Origin of the sequence: Brevibacterium sp. SMBL_HHYL_HB1, from assembly GCF_018208375.1 — a bacterium.
GTDB lineage: Bacteria > Actinomycetota > Actinomycetes > Actinomycetales > Brevibacteriaceae > Brevibacterium > Brevibacterium intestinavium.
In genome coordinates, this window is sequence record NZ_CP062936.1 from 2138399 (window position 1) to 2157322 (window position 18924).

An 18924-nucleotide genomic window follows, 5' to 3' on the forward strand; every position below is an offset into this window, starting at 1 on the left:
TTATCAGACACGCCCTAGCCTGGATATTTCACGTGATGGGACTGCTGAAGGTTTGGTTGACTCCGGGGTTTATGCCGCCAGAGCGACGACCTTGTGGTGAACAAGCTCGTATTCAACCGGGGTCAGTTTACCCAAACGTCGCTGTCGACGCTTCCGGTGATAGGTCCGCTCGACCCAGTGCACGATCACCTTCCGCAACCTCGCTCGCGTGTCCCAACGGCCTCTATCGAGGACGTTCTTCTGCAACACGGCGAAGAACGATTCCATCGCCGCGTTGTCGCCAGCAGCACCAACCCTTCCCATCGATCCGACGAGCCCATAGTGCCGTAAAGCGTGCTGGAATTTGCGGGAACGAAATTGCGACCCGCGGTCCGAATGCACCACGCAACCGGCCACAACGCCAGCCCCGCCGCGGCGGGCTACAGCATCGTCAATCGCTGCTACGGCCAGGCGCGACTTCATTCTCGAGTCGATGGCATAGCCGACGATTCTGTTGCTGAACACGTCCTTGACCGCGCACATGTACAGCTTGCCCTCACCGGTGTGATGCTCCGTGACGTCGGTCAGCCACAATTCGTTGATTGCCTTGGCCGTGAAGTCTCGTTTGACAAGGTCATCACACACTGGCGGGCCGGGCTTCTTCCCATGTTTCCGAGCTCGTTTGATCGTGTTCGAGAACAGCTCTTGCTGCGAGCACAATCGCCACACACGACGCTCTGACGCTTGCAGACCTGCGGCGTGGAGTTCATCGGCGATGAAACGGTATCCGAACTCGGGATCGTCCGTATGGACATCATGGGCGGCATTGATCAGGTGCGCCTCCTCGAGATCCCGGTCAGAGATAGGTTTCGCGCACCACTTGTAGAACCCCTGCTTGGTGAAGCCGAGCACCCGACAGGTCACTGCCACCGGCACCCCGGTGGCAGCAAGGTCGAGGACCAGCGGGTACATCATTTTGGGTGATGGCCACCGAGCTTCAAGTTCGCTTGCGAGAGGTAGGCGGCAGCCTCACGGAGGATCTTGTTCTCCCTCTCGAGCTCGCGAATGCGTTTCAGCGCTGCCGCCTGGGCGCGTGACTCCTCGGCATCACGGGAGGGCTCGAGTCCGTGCTCGCGTAGCCGCGAGTCACGGACCCAGGCTTGTAGGGCTGATTTCGAGATGCCGAGGTCGGCGCAGACCTGCTTCTGGGTCATCCCGTCGTTGATGAGATCGAGCGCTGATTGCTTGAACTCATCGGTGTAGATCTTTGGCATGACTTCTATCCTTCCTGGAATTTATCCAGTCGTGAAGTCAACCAAACCTTCAGCAGTCCCGATCGCTGGGTATAGCGGCGTGTACTGCATGGAAGTGCCTCTCTGACGGGGGATTCTTGGCTTGTCGAAGGTCAAGTTCCACCGTGCAGAGAGGCACTTCTCAAGTGAAGCGTAGTCTGGTTCCCAGCGTTGTCATCGATCCTGTCCGCGAGTCGCTGATTTCTTCGTCCGGAGCCCTCTTACTCCGGGAAACGATCCGCACCTGCGGCCTCGACCGCAGACTCGCAGAAGCCCTGTCACCATGGCGGCCTCCACGAGCTCGACACGATCCGTCAAAGGTCGTCCTCGATATCGCCACGGCCCTCGCGCTCGGCGGCGATTGCCTGTCCGATATCGCCGCCATCCGGTCTCAACCGACACTGTTCGGGCCCGTGGCCTCTGACCCAACCGTGTCACGATTGCTCACCAAATTAGCTGGCGATGTTGACGACGTCGTCACCGCGATCCGAGACGTCCGGGCGATGAGCCGGTCGAGAGTGTGGGCCCGGAAACGTCCGCTGGCAGGCACTGCCGGGACTCGTCATGGTGGACAGGTCATCGTTGATATCGATGCCACACTGGTCACGGCGCATTCGGACAAGGAGCGGGCCGAACCGACTTTCAAACGCGGGTTTGGATTCGCCCCGATGTGCGCATTCGTCGATCACGGCGAACACGGCACCGGCGAGACCTTAGCCATCGACTTGCGTCCGGGCAAGGCCTCACCGTGGAACAGTGCCGACCACCTGAGCATCCTCGACGCTGCGTTGGCCCAACTGCCCGAAGATGAGCGAGCCCAGGTCCTCGTCCGTGCTGACACGGGGGCGTGTTCGAAAGCCTTCATGCACCGGATCACGGATCTGGGGTTGGAGTATTCGATCGGATTCCAAGCTCAGGATACTGTCAAAGCAGCAATCGAGGTCATTCCCGAGCAGGCGTGGAAGGCCGCCCTTGACGGTGATGGCCAGCCCCGCGAAGGTGCGCAGGTCGCTGAACTGACCGCGTGGATGCCCGCCCCCGTCACGCAGAAGAGAGCGTCGAGGCCGGGCCCGATCAACTGGCCAGAAGGGATGCGCGTCATTGCTCGACGAGAACGTCCTCACCCCGGTGCGCAGCTGCGGTTGACCGATCACAATGGGTGGCGGATCACCTGCTTTGCCACCAACACCCGCGGCCCCGGCTGGAGGCTTCCCACTCTTGAAGTCCGGCATCGACAACGGGCTCGGTGCGAAGACCGGATCCGGTGTCTCAAAGACACCGGTCTTGCGAATCTGCCCCTGTATGGGTTCGGGCAGAATCGGATCTGGGTCGAGATCGTAGCTTTGGCTGGTGATCTGCTGGCGTGGATGCAGACACTGGCATTCGACGATTCTGCCCCGGCACGCAGGTGGGAGCCCAAACGACTCCGCTTCCGATTGCTGGCTGTGGCTGGACGGATCATCCGCACAGGACGTCGACGGCTGCTGCGGTTGCCGCGTAGCTGGCCATGGGATTGGTTGATCGAGACTGGTTGGACCACCCTGCGAACTGTTTGACACTCACCACCAGCCGTCCTCAACTCGAGAGTCTTTGGAGAACCGGCGGACCCAGCGCCGGAGATACCTCCTGCCCCGAATCCAGCAAGGCCTCCTGCTGCGAATACTCCTTCTTCGGACTCCTCAGATGAAATTTCCAGGCTAGGACCTGTCCATCGTGGGCCTCACGGACTTGCTTTGTCGACTTCGTCGTCCGCATCGGCCACGAGGAGGTCCTACGGATCTTCGAGGCGGCAGCAGGGAGCATCGGGTCCCCGAAATTGAAGAATCCACGCCCATCAAGATTTCTGGCGTGAGGGCAACTGGACGAGACAGGAGCGGGTCACCTACACCGCGGGGGAACGGCGACTGTTGTCCCCTCGAAATCACTGGCGCACGTTCCTCGTAGGACCACAGTCGCACCCGTCCGGACTATGCAGCCTCCACGGGTTCATCGAAGGCAATGAAAACATCGACGCCGAGTTGATCGTGGTGAACACCGTTTCTAGACCATTTGCACACGAAGCTGGACCGCACGGAAGTCTCTGATCTTGCCTATTACAGGATGCAGAAGATATGTATTCACATGCAGACTCGAGATTGTTTCTGGGAGCAGAGTTATATGACCACTTTCGTCTAATTGGGCAATCTCGTTCTACTTTGCCAATTGATGCAGTACCGAAAGAAAAGCCTCCTCTACCGGAGAGTATTTGTGCCCGTTTCGCCGGGCCACGAGCACTCGTCTAGTCGGAGCTTCCTTACCGAGCGACAGGACGCAGACGTCTGGATGTCTGAGAGCTACTGCGCTGAGGGGCACCATAAGCACCCCCATCCCAACACTCACCAGGGCTTGGGCCTCCTGATAATCATTGACATGCGTGGCAATCTCTGGCCGAAAACGTGCGTGTGCTGCCGCGTGCCTCAACGTCTCCATCACTGGATGTTGTCCAGTCCTGAGAATCCATTTCTCATCACGTAGTTGCTCGAGTTCAACCTCCTTTTCATCAGCCAAAGGGTGTGTTTTGGGAACTACCACCACCGATTCCTCGCTGTACAGCAGTTCAGCTTTCACCCCGTCGGCATTCAGGGGGCTCCACGGTGTATCCCACAGGAAGGAGATGTTTGTAGTCCCGCGTTTCAGATTCTCCAGGAGATCGTCATACCTCGCACTCACGATCTCTAGCTTCACGTGAGGGTGTGAGGATGCGAATGCTTTGATTACTTTGGGCAGGAATGAAGCTGCGAGAGTTGGGAAGGAACCGATACTGATTGTTCCACCGTGGCCCGAGCGGATCGCAGACAGTTCCGATTCAGCCGCATCCAACTCCACCATGATTCGGCGTGCACGTTCAGCCAGTGCGAGGCCAGCATCCGTGGCAATCACTCGGTGTCCCTGTCGGCGGAGGACCGGTTGCCCGACTTCTTTCTCAAGCCTTTTGATCTGCTGAGATACCGCTGACGGCGTGTACTTCAACTCGTCAGCTGCAAGAGTCACCGAGCCCAATTCTATGACTTTGCCAAGGGTGGTCAGTTTGTGCAGATCCATCATAATCCGCGAGCTTAGCAGTTGATTACTCTCCGTCACGGCTGGCGGCGACTTGTCCTCTCGGCGGACCTCAATGATCAAAGGTCGTAGTGTCGCGCCCGTGTTCTGCATTCCTCTCTCGCGTCCAGCCAGCCCAAAAGCACCAGGTTAAGCATATCTACATTCCGATGAAAGAATCGCACATTGATTTCCATCTGGAACGTACATAGGGTCAATGGTGGTTCAGCGATATTCGCGAGGTATATGAATATGGCTCTTCATAGATAGGGCGGTGGGGAAGAGTTGAATCCGGCGTCGATGACAACGGGACCCTGGGTGCAATGATGTAGGTGTTCAAGACTCCATCACGACCCAAGGTCCCTCGTGTACGACTTTACCCCGCCCTGCCTCGATACCACACTCTCCCTGCCGGAACTCGGACTCACCGCGATCGGGCAAGACCACACTGGTCGGCATCTGACCGTGCTGTGCCTGATCACCGACAACGACAGGTCCTGCCCTGTCTGCCGTCGACGCGGACTCGTCCGGGCCACCAGGATCCGCAAACTCGTTCATCCCCCGATCGGCCTGACCGCGGTGACCTTGGCTATTCGCATCCGCACCTACACCTGCCCTTCCTGCCACCAGCGCTGGTCCCAAACACTTCAGCGAGCCTGCGCCGGCAGATCGAAACTCTCGACGACAGCACGCTTGTGGGCATTGAAGTCCGTGGTCATCGACAAGATGAGCATCCACGTCATCGCTAAGAACCTCGCTACCTCCTGGAACACTGTGTGCACGGCTGTACTCGACCTCGGCCGATCTCTGCTCATCGCTGATGCCACCCGGTTCGAGGGTGTATCCACAATCGGTGTCGATGAGCACTGCTGGTCCCACCGCGGCATCGACAGGTGGGTGACTGTCATCGTCGACCTCACCCACCGACCGGCACGCCTGCTCGACATCGTCCCCGGCCGCTCCGCCGACGTCTTCGCCGACTGGTTGAACAACCAGCCCGATGCGTTCCGTGACGGCATCGAGCATGTCGCTATGGATGCCTTCGCCGGCTATAAGAAAGCTGCCACTGACGTGGTGCCTGATGCCACCACGGTCATGGACCCCTTCCACGTTGTCGCCCTCGTCGGCACGAAGCTCGATGAGACGAGGAGGCGGCTACAAACAGAGCTGCACGGTCGCAGAGGACGGTCGGGTGATGACCTGTACGGGATCCGCAAAACGGTTCGCACCCGCGTCGGTTTGCTTACCGGCAAGCAGAAGCACCGCCTCAACTCGGTCTTCGCCGCCGACAATCATGCTGCCCTGTTGGTGTGCTGGCAGTTCTATCAAGACACGATCGCCGCCTATGCTGCCCCACCGAGCAAAGGTAAGAAGCTCATGAACCGACTCATCGACACCCTGACAGGAACGATTCCTGATGAGCTCAAAGAACTCCGGAGTCTGAGGACAACCTTCCAACGTCGTCGGGCCGATATCCTGGCCTACTTCGATCATCCTGGAACCTCGAACGGGCCAACCGAAGCGATCAACGGCAGACTCGAACATCTGCGCGGTATCGCACTGGGGTTCCGCAACCGGGGCAACTACCTGATCCGTTCTCTGCTCCACGCTGGAGGACTGGGACCTCTTCTACAGCCCTATTTATGAAGAGCCATGAATATCTTGGCAACTATATGCAATTGAGACGGATTATTTAATTACTCCTGTTTGCCTTTATTGCCGGTGCTGATGCAAAAGTGAATGTGACAAAAGAGCACAGTGAGGTGCATGAATGAAAACGTTATCGAGAAGGGGCATCCTCTTGGCTGGACTAGCTGCATCCTCGATGCTTGCCGTGCCAGGGTGTGCTCCTCCGCAAGCGCGTTTCTCTCCCACAGGACCAGGAATCGTGGACGTCGTCGTTCCATATGCCAGCGGCGGAGGAGCAGATAACTGGGCCAGATTCATATCACCCTATTTCGCGAAAGCGATTGAGGGCATCCACCGATTCCAAATTGAGAATGTTCCTGGTGGGGAGTCTGTGACTGGTACCAACGCCTATGTAGCCGATGGAAACAGCTCTGGTCAGCAAATACTGGTCGCCTCCGGTACGACCTATATCAATGGCTTGCTCGACCGGGAGAACGTTGAGTTCGATTTCTCTTCCATGGTGCCGCTCGCGCTCAGTGGGATGGGATCGGCCCTGTGTGCGAATCGGAAGAGTGGGATTCGCTCGGTTGAGGACTTGTTGAACAAGGGCCGAGAGGCAACTTTCGGCGGTATATCTGCATCCGGCCTCGACCTTGTGCCGGTGCTTGCGATCAAAGTTCTCGGCGGCTCTGTCAATAGTGTCTTCGGGTTCGAAGGTAGCGGCGAGGTGCGGCTCGCACGTGAACGAGGCGAGATCGACTTGGACTTTCAGTCAGCGTCAACATACATCAGTCAGATTGAACCGCTGATAGAAGAAGGCGAGGCGGTTCCACTCTTCACCGTCGGAATGCTTGAAGACGGAGAAGTGGGTCGGGACCCAGCGATCCCCGACGTCCCCACACTGGAGGAGGTCTATCGGGATATTCATGGAAGAGACCCCAGCGGCCCGGCATACGAGGCATATCACTCTTTTGTTAATGCGGGGTTCTTCTATCAGAGAGCGTTCTGGTCGAACCATGGAACATCCGATGAGGTCGTGGATACGTACGCTCTGGCAGTTGAGGCTCTCAACAGCAATGAGGAGTTCCTCGAAGAGGCAAAGGGGGCGCTTGGCGGGTACAAGCTGATGCCTGGTAAAGGCAATGTTGAGCAGATCCGAGACGCTCTGACTATCAGCAGTGAAAATCTCGCCTACGTGCGCAACTTCCTGATTCAAGAGCACGACGCAGTGCTTGACTGAACGGAGACCCTGACTATGTTAGATGCAGCGTTAGAAGCGCTTTCGTCGTTCGCTGAACCTTCGATGCTCCTGTACCTTGCGGCTGGAACCTTGGTGGGGCTGATTATCGGAGTCATTCCAGGGCTGGGTGGCACTGGTGCTGTTGCAGTCCTCATACCGTTCGTGTTCGTGCTCGAACCGAATCAGGCAATCGCAATGATCATTGGCGCAGTCGCCGTCGTCCACACCTCAGATGTCATTACTTCTGTGATCCTGGGAATTCCAGGCTCCGCTGCAGCGGCCGTGTTCCTGTTGGATGGACATAAAATGGCAAAACGCGGCGAAGCAAGCCGCGCGCTTTCGGTGAGCTTCATCTCGTCGACAATCGGCGGGATAGTCGGTATCGCGGCACTCACCCTGGTCATTCCAATAGCGCGCCCGCTGGTGAGCGCGTTCGGCACGCCGGAAGTATTCATCCTGATTGTTCTCGGTATCTACCTGACCGCTCTGCTTTCTCAGGGCAACATGATCAAGGGGCTGATGATTGCCGCTGTTGGACTGATCCTCGGAATAGTAGGCCCTTCTCCGGTATCAGCAGAGTATCGTTTTACATTCGGCAGCGAATATCTCACAGACGGGGTCGGACTGGTTGCCGCTGCTCTCGGAATCTTTGGTCTGGCCGAGATTGTCCACCTCGTTGCGAAGCGCTCGGCCATCGCAGATTCGACCATGAGATTGGGCTCAGGTTGGTTGCACGGTGCTCGTGACGTCATCACCTATAAGGGCGAAGTTCTCCGTGGCTCCCTTGTGGGCGTCGGCGCAGGATTGATCCCTGGTTTGGGTGGGACAGCTGGATCTTGGCTAGCTTATGGCCAGGCGAAGGCCTTGAGCACTCGGCGCAAGAATTCCAACTTCGGAAATGGTGACCCTCGAGGTGTGATTGCACCGTCGGCGGCCAGTAACGGGATCGAGTCAGGCTCTCTGATTCCGACGCTTCTATTCGGCGTCCCGGGATCGGCCCCATTTGCCTTGTTGCTCGGAGTCTTGCTCATATTCGGCATCCAGCCAGGCCCGGACCTCATCAATGACAAGCTGGACGTTGTCTACTTTATTGTGTGGTCGTTCGCTTTTGCCAGCATTCTGGGCGCAGTTGTTGCATTCTTCATGTCGCGCCCTCTCGCTAGATTGAGTTTCGTCCGTTTCCCCGTGCTCGCTGCTGCCCTTATCCCCATCCTATTTATGAGCGGATATCAGGAGCCCATCAACCTTAATGTCTTCTACACCATGTTGTTGCTTGCGTTGGTGGGGTGGTTGTGCAGGCTCACTGGTATCCCCAGAGCGCCGTTTCTCATTGCCTACGTCCTGGCGGTCCCACTGGAACGCTATTTCTTCATCACAGTATCGATATTCGAGCCAGTGGAGTGGCTTACTCGCCCCATTGTGATCGCCGTCGTTCTGCTCCTTGCCTTCGCCACCGCCTTCATGATCATTCGGCATATACGATCTCGTCGAATTAGCGATGTAGGTCAATCAGAGAAAGAAGTTGTGCCAGATTCGTCAAGTATGACTATTCCTCCTTATGTTCACCTGCTTATAAGCGGAGGGTCATTGATCTTCTTCGTGGCCGCAGCAACGATCGGGGCCAGCTATTCAGACACCGGCAAGCTTTTTCCTGTGACCGTAGGGCTCGCAGGGGCGGTCATCGCCTGCGTTGCATTGTTGAAAGACGTCGCCCTTGTTCGCTCAACAGCAAATCCCTTCTCCAATGACAGCCAGTTCACGATAGAGGTCAGGACAGTCGGGATCTCATTCGGGTGGATGCTTCTATACGTGTGGCTGGTCTTTGTTCTTGGGATGTATCTCGGTACGGCGGCATTTGCCATTGCCTTCCTACTCGTCGTGGCACGCACAAAAGTTCTCACCGCGATCATCTACGCGAGTGGAATTGTCGCATCACTGTGGGCGCTTGTTGAGTTTGCGCAGCTCAAGCTTCCTCACGGTTGGCTATTCTGACTCTCATTTCACTTCCGACATCGGTCCCATCCGCTAATACAGACAGAGGATTCGCAATGAAATACACACTCACCGAACTTGCCGACACTCTCGAACGGCACTTCACCACAAATGGCGTACCGTCCCAGGCAGCAAAAGATTCTGCTTTGGTGCTAGCAACTGCGGAGGCGTTAGGGCTGAGAACTCATGGCGTCGTCAGAGCTGCCGAGTATGTCCGCCGCATGGATGTCGGAGGTATCTCGCGAACCGAACCAGAAGTAGCAGCCTCCTCTGGTCCGATGTCGTTGGTGGATGCGAAGAATGGTGTTGGTCCTGCCGCAGCGATGGTTGCTGTCCGGGAAGTCCAGAAGGCCTCGGAGCAGTTCGGAATGGGAATGTGCCTAGTTCGGCATTCGAACCACTTTGGTCCCGCTATGCCCTACTCGGTTCTTCTCGCCGAGAGCGGCATCGCGAGCTATGTGGCTTCAAACGCCAGCCCGACGATGGCAGCCTGGGGTGGAACGACCCCAGTGATCGGAAATTCCCCGTTTGGCTGGGGATTGCCAGGTGGAGCACACAACAGTCGTCCGATACTCGTTGACATGGCATTGAGTCAGGTTGCCCGCGCAAAGATCCGACAAGCCAAGCAACAGAATTCGTCGATTCCCAGCGATTGGGCGACAGACTCGAGGGGCGCGGCGACAACAGATCCCGAAGCTGCTCTATCCGGTCTTCTGCTGCCTGTTGGGGCGCACAAAGGCTATGGCCTGTCAATTGCGGTTGACTTCATGACCGGAGTACTTAGCGGCTCTGGTTATTCGACGACCGTGAACAGCTGGAGTTCGGAACCGTCGACGGCCTCGAATTTGGGGCACATCGTCATCGGAATGAACATGGACGTGGTCCGGCAATTCACCCCGGACTTGGACGAGCGCATCGCGGACTTTCAGCAGCGCCTTCTCGTGGATAGACCGTTGGCCGATGTTCGACTCCCAGGGCAGTCCGAGTACGAGAAGTATCTTCATTCGATGACCAATCGCTCCATCGACGTCGACGAGGCAGTGAGCGAGGCTCTCAACTGATTCAGGACGTAGTCATGTCTCGCTTGTTGGCTTCGACGAAATTCTTAATTTTAGTCTTGATCATTCCCGTGGAAGAGAGTTCACATGTCCCTGCCTGAGTCCAGTAACGTTCGATTTCGCACCTCCGATATCTACGACCAGTTAGGAGAAAATGTCGCGTCGTTGACGATCCGACTGGAGAATTTAGGAGGCAGGCGCCAATTCCACGGGAAGATACGCACGATTTACTGCCCCGGAGACAACGCGCTGCTCAAACAGCTGATCACCGAACCGGGAGAGGGTGCCGTGCTCGTTGTCGACGGTGGTGGGACAATCGACTCTGAACTGTTGGGCGGCTCGATGGTCCAGCTGATGTCCGATAACGGTTGGGCCGGCGTCGTCGTCTATGGTGCAATTCGTGATCGTCACGAAATCTCCGAGATCCCGATAGGAGTCAAGGCGCTCGGTTCAAACCCGCGCAAGTCGAGTAAGAACGGCACTGGAACGGTCGACTCCCCGCTCAACATAAACGGAGTCTCCTTTGTCACAGGTTCCATGCTTTACGCAGATGACGACGGCATTTTAGTGGAGCGCGCCCCGATCCAGGAGCAAACTTGAGCGAGGAGAATCTTTGAAATGGTCCTAGTCGACCGTCTGCGTAGAGAAATGCTTCTCATGCGGGAGATGGGATGAAGCAATCGAGACGCTAGAGGGGTATCAACTCCTCAGCCATCATCCACTCCACAATCGCAGCCACATGCGCATCCACGGAGTCGATGGCTGGCAGGGGAGCGGTTTCCGGCGGAACCAGCAGGCCGATCTCCGTGCATGACAGCGTCACCGCGTCGGCGCCACGGGCCTTGAGGTCGTTCATGATTTCGACGTACCGGGCGCGAGAGGCATCGGTGAACTTGCCCTGTGTGAGTTCGTCCCAGATGATCTGGTCGACGTCGAGGCACGTGGCCTCGTCCGGGACGAGCGTCGCAATGCCCCTGGCCTCGAGGCGATCCGTGTAGAAGCCATCGAGCATCGTCCACCGTGTGCCCAGAACGGCCATGGTTGAGTACCCACGTTCGTGAGCCATTGTCGCGATCGAATCGACCATGTGAATGAGGGGCACATCGACAGTTTCCTCAATCGCTGGCGCGCACTTGTGCATGAGGTTCGTGGCGATCGCGACAGCGTCCGCACCGCCGTCCTTGAGCCGTTGTGCGGTTGCCGTCAGCGCGGCATCGGCTCCTGCCCAATCCTCAGCGATCTGAAGGTCGCGAATCTCAGAGAAGTTGCATGAGTCGAGGAGGATCTGCGCCGAATGGTGCCCGCCGAGACGCTCGGCCACGGCAGCATTGATCTTCGTGTAGTACTCGATGCTCGAATGCCAGCTCATTCCACCCAGCAGGCCGATCCTGCGCATACTCCCACTCCTCAAATCAGCACTTAAGTCACGACGATTACTTCCAGTGTGGTGCGCACCATCCACCTCCGGTAGACCCAGTTCCCTCTGCTCTGACATAAGCTGGACTTATGTCTACTGTCTTCGAACAGGCTCTCGACCTCGGCGAGCCCAAACGCCTCCTGATCTTCGGCGCCATCGCCGAATCCGGTAGCATCGGTGCCGCAGCCCGCGAACTCGGCTGGTCCCAACCGGCACTGTCCCAACACATGAATGCGCTCGAGAAAGACCTCGACGTCACCCTCTTCGATCGCACCCCACGCGGCATTCGGCTTACCACTGCCGGCCAACTCGCTCGCATCCGCGCCAACGAGGTGGCCGCCTCGGTGACGGGATTGCGCAGTGACCTTGCGAAAGCCTTCGGCCTCGGTGGACGCAATGTCCGCCTTGCAGGCTTTCCCAGCTTCGTCATCGGTCCACTGGCCGCGGCGCTCGGCAGGCTCGAAGCCAATGCGGGCACAAGTACGGACTCACCGCTTCACCATTCGTACGAAGTCTCCGAGGCCGAACCGCCCGAAGCGCTGCGTCTGCTCGATGACGGTGACATCGACATTGCCTTTCTCTTCCATCACGAAGACGAAGTCCCGCCCGAGCTGGCCGGACACATGACCGTCGACCTCGGCGCCGACCACCTGGACCTGCTCGTGCCCGAACGCTGGAATCGTGCCGGGCAGATCCAACACCTCAACGATGTTGCCGAACTGCCGTGGATCATGGGTTGCATGCGCTGCCGATCCACTGCCGAACGACTGTGCCGCACCGCCGGCTTCGAACCCCGTACCCGGCACATCACTGACAACCCCGGCGCCATCCAATCCTTGGTCTCCAACGGACTCGGTGTCGCGCTGCTCCCTCGCAGCGCCCGCCGCTACTCACAAATCCCAGGAATCGACCCCATCGCCCTTGCCGAGGCTGGCGCGCGCCGAGTCACCGCGATGATCCCCGACGGGCTGGCGGACGCCTCCGAAGTTGTCGACCTGATTGATGCGCTGCGAGCTGCCGACGTCACCGGCGGTGCGGCAGGCGCCGCAAACGGTGTGGAAACAATGGAAGTCGCGAACAGTGCAGGCGCCACCGGCACCTTGACCGACGGCTACAGTGACTCCTGATGAGCACGTTCACCAAAGTCCTCGATAGGTGGCTGACGGTCACCACGGCCGCGGCGATCATCGTGATGATGCTCCACATCGTCACCCACGCACTGGCCCGGTCGATCTTCCACGCCCCGCTCTATGGCACCAACGAGATCGTCGAATACTGGTACCTGCCGATCGTCGCGCTGCTCGGCATCCCGGCCGCTCAGCTGCAGAAGGAACACATCACTGTGACGATGGCCATCGAGCGGGCGAATCCTGCCACCGCAGCGGTGTTCACTGTCTTCGCATGCATCCTCGGCGCCCTTGTATCGATCGCCTTCGCCTGGTTCGGGCTGAGCAAGGCGCTCGAGAACACGGCGATCGGGTCGACCGCCGATGTCTCCGCCGTCATCACCTGGCCGGTGTATTACCTCGTTCCGATCGTGTTCGTCCTCCTCGCCGTGCTCTACATCCTCGACGCCGTCGCGATCCTCCGCCGCCGCAACCAGGTAGGGGAGGAGCAGTGAACGCGAACACCGACTTCACCGGCGCACCCCTGCCACCAGACGAGTCGAACAGCGCGAACAGCACCACCACCCAGAACAGCCCGACAACCGCGCTCTTCCCGACTGGCTCCCGTCGTGAACGCCCCGGCATACTCGCCCTGACCATCGGGTTCGGGCTCATCGCTGTCTGTCTCATTGGCCTCTTCACCAGCCCATCCGCGGCCATCGGAGGCGCCTGGTGCATCGGCATGATGCTCGTCCTCCTCTTCCTCTCCGTCCCGGTGGCGATTGCGCTATCCGTGCCGTCGATCATCGGCGTCTACGCCGTATCCGGGATTCCGGCGACGATGAACATCCTCTCCACCGCCCCGTTCAGCGCCGTCTCCGACTGGTCGATGAGCGTGCTCCCCATGTTCATCTTCATGGGCATGCTGCTCACCCAATCGGGGCTCTCCGGCAAGGTCTACCGCGTCGCCGACCACTGGTTCTCCTGGCTGCCCGGAGGCATCGGCATCGGCACCACCTTCGCCGGTGCAGGACTGTCCGCCGTCACCGGCTCGACCATCGGCATGACCTACGCCCTGGGCCGAGCCGGCATCCCCGAAATGCTCAAAGCCGGCTACGACAAACGCATGGCCGTCGGCACGATCATGGTCTCCGGCATGACCGGCAACCTCATCCCACCCTCGATCCTCATGGTCGTCTACGCCGGCATCGCCTCCGTACCCGTCGGCCCCGCGCTCATGGCCGGAGCCGTCCCCGGAATCCTGCTCGCCGTCTGCTTCGCCGCCTTCATCTTCGCCATCGGCGTCGCCGCACCGAAACTCGTCGGCCGCGGCCAGAACGCCCAGAACACAACAGACACAGCAGATACACCAAGCTCCACCCGACCGACGACTACCTGGCGCGACCGCCACACCTCCCTTACTGCCGTCTGGGGCTTCGCGGTCATCCTCGTCGTGCTCTTCGGCGGCATGTTCTCCGGCCTATTCACCCCCACCGAGGCCGGAGCCGCCGCCGCGCTCTGCTCACTCCTGCTGTGCCTGTGGGAGAAACGAGGGGAACAACCGTGGCGCAAGGTCGCGGATTCGGCCATGGATACGGTGGCGGCCACCTCGGCGATCTTCTTCATCATGATCGGCGCGACCATGCTCACCAGCCTGCTCGCCATCACCGGACTCGCCCCCATCCTCACCGGACTCATCACGGACCTCGGGCTGTCGCGGATCGGATTCCTGCTCGTCCTCATCGTCCTCTACATCGTCATGGGCATGTTCTTCGACACCATGTCGATGATGCTGCTGACCATCCCGATCCTCCTGCCCACGCTCGAGACGATGGGCGTGAGTCCGCTGTGGTTCGGGGTCTTCGTCGTCCTCCTCGGCGAGTTCGCCATGGTCACCCCGCCGGTCGGCATCATCCCCTACATCGTCCACTCGATCGCGAAGAACCCCGAGGTCAACCTCGGCCACACAGTGACCCTGCGTGACATCTTCATCTTCCTGCTGTGGTTCCTGCCCGTGGCCGTCGTCTTCCTCATCCTCATGGTCGCCGTGCCCGGAATGACCGAATGGCTGCCCGATCTCATCCAACGCACCAGCGGGGGAATGTCCGGATAACCGTCGCCGAGGTGGCCCTGCTTTTCCATCGCATGTGCGGATCCGTGGCTTCCGCGCCCGTATCATCGGGCGCGCAATGTGAGCGGAGTCATGGTTAGGTGAACCTTAACCGGGCATATGATTGGAGCGAGTTCACAGCTTTCGGCCAGAGGAGTCCCATGAATCGCATCCGCTCGGCGGCAGTCCGCCCCGTCAAGGCCATTGCGGCGCTCGCGTCGCTGGCGCTGTTGGCCGGATGCGCCGGCTCCGTCGGCGGAAGCGGCTCGGACTCGGGCGACTCCGCGGGGGAGGGCTTCGCCTTCGACGCCTCCCAGGATGAGATCGATGAGGCTCTGTCCGACCTCGACCCGGTGACTCTGAAGTTCCAGCCCTCGTCGATGTCGGAGAAGTCGATCCTCGCGCCCAACGGACTCGACGTGAAGAAGGCGATCGAGGAGCGTTCGGGCGGGAAGATCACCGTCGACATCGTCTGGGGACAGGCCATCGCCGGCTACGACGCCGTCGATGATGCTCTGGCCGATGGTCGAGTCGACCTCGCCTTCACCCTGCCGTCCTACACCCCGGCCGAGTACCCGGCCTTCGACGCGATCGGCACGGCCATGTCGACGCTGCCGTCCTCACCGGTCGCCAGCGATCTGGCAGCGAATGCGGCCGGCGTGCAGGCGGCGTGGGAGACACCGGAGGTGCTCGAGGAGTTCGAGGAGAAGAACCTCGTTCCGCTCATCCCGATGCTCGCCGCAGGTGGGTACTCGACGATGTGCTCGAAGCCGATGACCTCGCTCGATGACTGGAAGGGCAAACAGGTGCGCGTCGGTTCGGCCGCCGCCGGCAAGCAGGTCACCGATCTGGGTGCGACTCCGGTGTCGCTGTCGTTCCCGGAGACGTATGAGGCGCTGCAGCGCGGAACCGTTGATTGCGATCTCGGTCAGTTGGCACCGAACGTGGAGGCCGGCACTTTTGAGGTGGCCCCGAATATCGGTGTGGCCTCGGACGCGGGAATTGCTCGGTCGGCCGGTGCGATCACCGCGGGCAAGAAGTATTCGGAGCTGCCGGTCGCCTACCAGCAGGTCATCTTCGATTCGATGTCGACGACGTTTAGCACGATGATGGAGGTCGTCATCGGAGCCAAGGCTCAGGCCGTTGAGCAGGCGAAGGGCAACGACGGCTCCATTGAACCGTTCGATGACGATGTACAGAAACAGATCGCGAAGTACGCGAAGACTTTGTCGGACAAGACCGCTGAGAAGGCCGGCGTTACCGATGCTCCGTCGACGCTGAGCTCGGCGGCCAAGGAGTGGCAGAAGAGCGTGACTGACCTGGGCTACGACGACAAGGGTGACTTCGCTTCACTCGACGAGTGGTACCCGGAGGATGCCTCGTACGACAAGCTGGGCGATGCGCTGTTCGAGAAGGTCATGGCTGAGCATCGGCCAGAGTAGCTACGCCGACGGCCCGAATCGGCGAGTGGCACTTTCTATTCTCAACGGGCAGCCGAGCGGCTGGCTCATTGCCAGCCGCTCGCACCTCTGCTTTGTCACCAGCAGACAAAGCCGCCATCAACAACCAAATCGTGGCCATTCATGTACGCTGAGGCATCACTGACCGCGAATGTTGCCGGACCAGTGAGATCGTCAACCGTCCCCATACGGCCCATAGGGATACCCGAAATCCACTCCGCTCGCTTATCAGCGACTTCGTCCCGTTCTGTGAGCGGAGTGAGGATATAACCTGGCGACAACGAATTCACTCGGACTCCCTGGGGAGCCCATTCGACAGCCAGCGAACGTGTCAGATGGGCAACACCGGCTTTTGACGCGTTGTAGTTGGGCTGGAGTAGTCCCTTGTTGGCGATGATGCCAGACATTGAGGCCATGTTGAGAATCGCACCACGCCCGCGCGGCAACATGACTCTGGCCTCTGCCTGGGCGCTATAAAAGACTCCAGAGAGGTTGACATCAATGACACTTCTCCACCAATCGGCTGGCATGTCTACCGAAGGCACCTCTCCGCGGGCGATACCGGCATTGTTGAAAGCGATGTCCAATTCTCCGAGCTCGGAGTCCACGCGCTGCACAGCGTCGTGGACGGCGCTGTTGTCGGTGACATCGACGGCGATAGCCAGGCTTCGCACACCGACGGATTCCAGCTCTAAGGCAGTACTTGCGGCACTGTCTCCATTCGCGTCGAGGATCGCCACGTCTGCCCCGGCTTGAGCCCACGCTTTCGCAACAGCTTGGCCGATACCTTGACCTCCGCCAGTGATCAGTCCGGTCTTTCCCTCGAGGTTGAACGAGCTCTTCATGATGGTTCCCTTCTGATTTCAACCTTATTGGTGATAAAACGGCGGTACGTTACAGAGTTTGTGGACTCGCAACCCGGTGTAACCGCTAGGGTGCGCTTCGAGACGCCGTTCTTCGGAAGTCCTCAACTCGCGGCCGAGTGAGATCAACAGCATCGGACCCCAAGCCGGTGGCCATGAGACTGCCGCATGCAAGACCGTACTCAGCAGCCGCTAGAACGTTGTTTTCTCGCATCAGTTCAGCGATAAATCCAGCCGCGAAGGCATCGCCGCATCCCGTCGTGTCGACAACATCGACGTCGAATGCCGGAAGTCGGAGATCCTGTTGATCGTTATTGCTGATGCTCACTCCGTGTTCGCCCATTGTGATGAGTACGTTTTTGACGCCAGCATCGAGGTAGTAGTCGATGGCTTGATGCCGATCCCCATCGGCTCTGGAGATGTAGTAAGCGTCGTCGTCGCTCGGTAGAAGATAGTCGACGAACGGTAGGCAGAGCTCGATCGCTTGCCAGTCACGCGAGTGCGATGTTCTGCTAGGGATGAAATCCATTGTCACGATCGCTCCATGCTCTTTGGCCTTTTGAAGGAAGTCGGCGCTGGGTCTTCCGTCGATTCCAGGGAGCAGGCAGCTGCCTCCAAGGTGGACAAGTGATGTGCCGTTGAGCAGTTCAGGTTGCAAGTCTTGTTCGTTGAGCTGGCCATTAGTGCTGACCACGTGGAGTGCGGGTCGGCTGCCGTCTCGTCGGATAGGCAACATCGTCGCTGAGGTGGGTAGGGACTGATCGACGCGCAGGTGCTCTGTAGACACGCCGGTATCGTGCATGCGGTTCACAATGAAAGTACCAAGTGCGTCGTCGCCAACCACACCCACTGTCGACACAGTTTCGCCGAGGTGAGCAAGGTTGACAGCAGTTGCGGCCGCAGTACCAGCTACGGTCAGGCGGATCTCGTCCAAGAGCTGAATTCCCTGTCCTTCGGGAATAGCCTCGACATAACGTCCGAGCACATCAGCGAGGTGCATTCCGACGGTGAGGACACGTGCCATTCAGATGTTCCTTCTCGAGCTCGAAGATTCCGGGATTGGCTCAGTCATGGTGAAGTTTCTCCCATTGCTCGGGTGGAAATTCGCTCTCGGTGTCTCCCAAAAGCAGGGCTCTGTATGTCGCCTCCGCTGCCTGCTCCATGTTTACCGCCCTGCGATAGGCCATCTCGATGTCGGGCCCGATTGCTGACGACCCGTGATGACCCATGATGATGCAGTTGTGGTTACCAGCCTCTAACGCTGCGGTGTCGGCCAATTCGTCCGAACCGTTTGGGTAGAAGTCTGTTCGGCCGATGGATTTGACGTAGAACGCATGGTCAAGCGTGAAGAACCGGACTCTGTGTCCCAATGCGTCGAGCAGCACGGCATATTGCGGGTGGAGGTGGATGATGCAATTTACGTCTGGCCGGGCTCGATACGTGCGCTGATGGAGCTTCCATTCGGAGGATGGGCGCACTGACGATGAAGGATCGGTTGTTCTTCCTTCGAGGTCGACAACAGCGTAGGTGTCGACAGTCAGCCGATCGAGGAAGGTCCCTGCGCCGGTGATAGCGAATTCGTCGGCACCTGGAACGCGCACCGACAGGTTTCCACCGCTGGCGAGCGCGAGACCTCTCTGGACGGCATCCGCGCCGACGCGGCTAAGTTCGTCGACGAGCTCAAGCAGTTGATCGTTCAT

Annotated in this window: 15 protein-coding genes and 1 pseudogene; 10 read left to right on the forward strand and 6 right to left on the reverse strand. The window is 59.0% G+C overall.

Annotation, left to right across the window (positions count from 1 at the left end):
- Nucleotides 1–69: 69 nt before the first annotated feature.
- Nucleotides 70–1253, reverse strand: a pseudogene (locus IG171_RS09940) (IS3 family transposase).
- A gap of 164 nt (nt 1254–1417) precedes the next feature.
- Here IG171_RS09940 and IG171_RS09945 point away from each other — a divergent pair.
- Nucleotides 1418–2827, forward strand: coding sequence for an IS1380 family transposase (locus IG171_RS09945; protein WP_283091821.1), 1410 nt, complete (start codon nt 1418–1420; stop codon nt 2825–2827).
- Between the two features lie 634 nt (nt 2828–3461).
- On the opposite strand, the gene IG171_RS09950 is transcribed toward IG171_RS09945, so the two are convergent.
- Nucleotides 3462–4433 (reverse strand): LysR substrate-binding domain-containing protein, encoded by a 972-nt coding sequence (locus IG171_RS09950; RefSeq protein WP_249203584.1) that lies wholly within the window; start codon nt 4431–4433, stop codon nt 3462–3464.
- Between the two features lie 282 nt (nt 4434–4715).
- Between IG171_RS09950 and IG171_RS09955 the strand changes: the two genes are divergently transcribed.
- The 5 genes from IG171_RS09955 to rraA all read left to right on the forward strand — a co-directional run bounded on the left by IG171_RS09955 (nt 4716) and on the right by rraA (nt 10868).
- A complete protein-coding gene (locus IG171_RS09955) occupies nt 4716–5996 on the forward strand; it encodes an ISL3 family transposase (protein ID WP_212127313.1) in 1281 nt (426 codons plus the stop codon).
- A gap of 241 nt (nt 5997–6237) precedes the next feature.
- Nucleotides 6238–7218 carry a hypothetical protein gene (locus IG171_RS09960; RefSeq protein WP_212127314.1) on the forward strand — a complete coding sequence of 327 codons (981 nt, stop codon included), beginning with the start codon at nt 6238–6240 and terminating at the stop codon, nt 7216–7218.
- Between the two features lie 15 nt (nt 7219–7233).
- A complete protein-coding gene (locus IG171_RS09965; RefSeq protein ID WP_212127315.1) occupies nt 7234–9210 on the forward strand; it encodes a tripartite tricarboxylate transporter permease in 1977 nt (658 codons plus the stop codon).
- Nucleotides 9211–9266: 56 nt separating this feature from the next.
- On the forward strand, nt 9267–10271 hold the full coding sequence (locus IG171_RS09970) for an Ldh family oxidoreductase (RefSeq protein WP_212127316.1): 1005 nt from the start codon (nt 9267–9269) through the stop codon (nt 10269–10271).
- Between the two features lie 84 nt (nt 10272–10355).
- Nucleotides 10356–10868, forward strand: coding sequence for a ribonuclease E activity regulator RraA (rraA, locus tag IG171_RS09975; protein ID WP_212127317.1), 513 nt, complete (start codon nt 10356–10358; stop codon nt 10866–10868).
- A gap of 88 nt (nt 10869–10956) precedes the next feature.
- Here the strand turns inward: rraA and IG171_RS09980 are convergent, their stop codons facing one another.
- Complete coding sequence (locus tag IG171_RS09980) at nt 10957–11664, reverse strand: amino acid racemase (protein ID WP_212127318.1); 708 nt, start codon at nt 11662–11664, stop codon at nt 10957–10959.
- Nucleotides 11665–11774: 110 nt separating this feature from the next.
- On the opposite strand from IG171_RS09980, the gene IG171_RS09985 reads away from it, so the two are divergent.
- The 4 genes from IG171_RS09985 (at nt 11775) to dctP (ending at nt 16343) form a co-directional block, all read left to right on the forward strand.
- Nucleotides 11775–12812 carry a LysR family transcriptional regulator gene (locus tag IG171_RS09985; protein ID WP_249203585.1) on the forward strand — a complete coding sequence of 346 codons (1038 nt, stop codon included), beginning with the start codon at nt 11775–11777 and terminating at the stop codon, nt 12810–12812.
- Entirely contained in the window at nt 12812–13306 is a 495-nt protein-coding gene (locus IG171_RS09990) for a TRAP transporter small permease (protein ID WP_212127319.1), read from the forward strand. Before IG171_RS09985 ends, IG171_RS09990 begins: the two co-directional genes overlap by 1 nt.
- The gene (locus IG171_RS09995; RefSeq protein WP_212127320.1) at nt 13303–14904 is read left to right on the forward strand and encodes a TRAP transporter large permease; all 1602 of its coding nucleotides are present in this window, start codon (nt 13303–13305) and stop codon (nt 14902–14904) included. The genes IG171_RS09990 and IG171_RS09995 overlap by 4 nt, the downstream gene beginning before the upstream one ends.
- A 158-nt stretch (nt 14905–15062) precedes the next feature.
- The gene (gene dctP / locus IG171_RS10000; RefSeq protein WP_212127321.1) at nt 15063–16343 is read left to right on the forward strand and encodes a TRAP transporter substrate-binding protein DctP; all 1281 of its coding nucleotides are present in this window, start codon (nt 15063–15065) and stop codon (nt 16341–16343) included.
- A gap of 95 nt (nt 16344–16438) precedes the next feature.
- On the opposite strand, the gene IG171_RS10005 is transcribed toward dctP, so the two are convergent.
- The 3 genes from IG171_RS10005 to IG171_RS10015 all read right to left on the reverse strand — a co-directional run bounded on the left by IG171_RS10005 (nt 16439) and on the right by IG171_RS10015 (nt 18924).
- Entirely contained in the window at nt 16439–17206 is a 768-nt protein-coding gene (locus IG171_RS10005; protein WP_212127322.1) for a glucose 1-dehydrogenase, read from the reverse strand.
- 85 nt (nt 17207–17291) lie between these two features.
- On the reverse strand, nt 17292–18248 hold the full coding sequence (locus IG171_RS10010) for a PfkB family carbohydrate kinase (RefSeq protein WP_212127323.1): 957 nt from the start codon (nt 18246–18248) through the stop codon (nt 17292–17294).
- Nucleotides 18249–18288: 40 nt separating this feature from the next.
- A complete protein-coding gene (locus IG171_RS10015; protein ID WP_212127324.1) occupies nt 18289–18924 on the reverse strand; it encodes a class II aldolase/adducin family protein in 636 nt (211 codons plus the stop codon).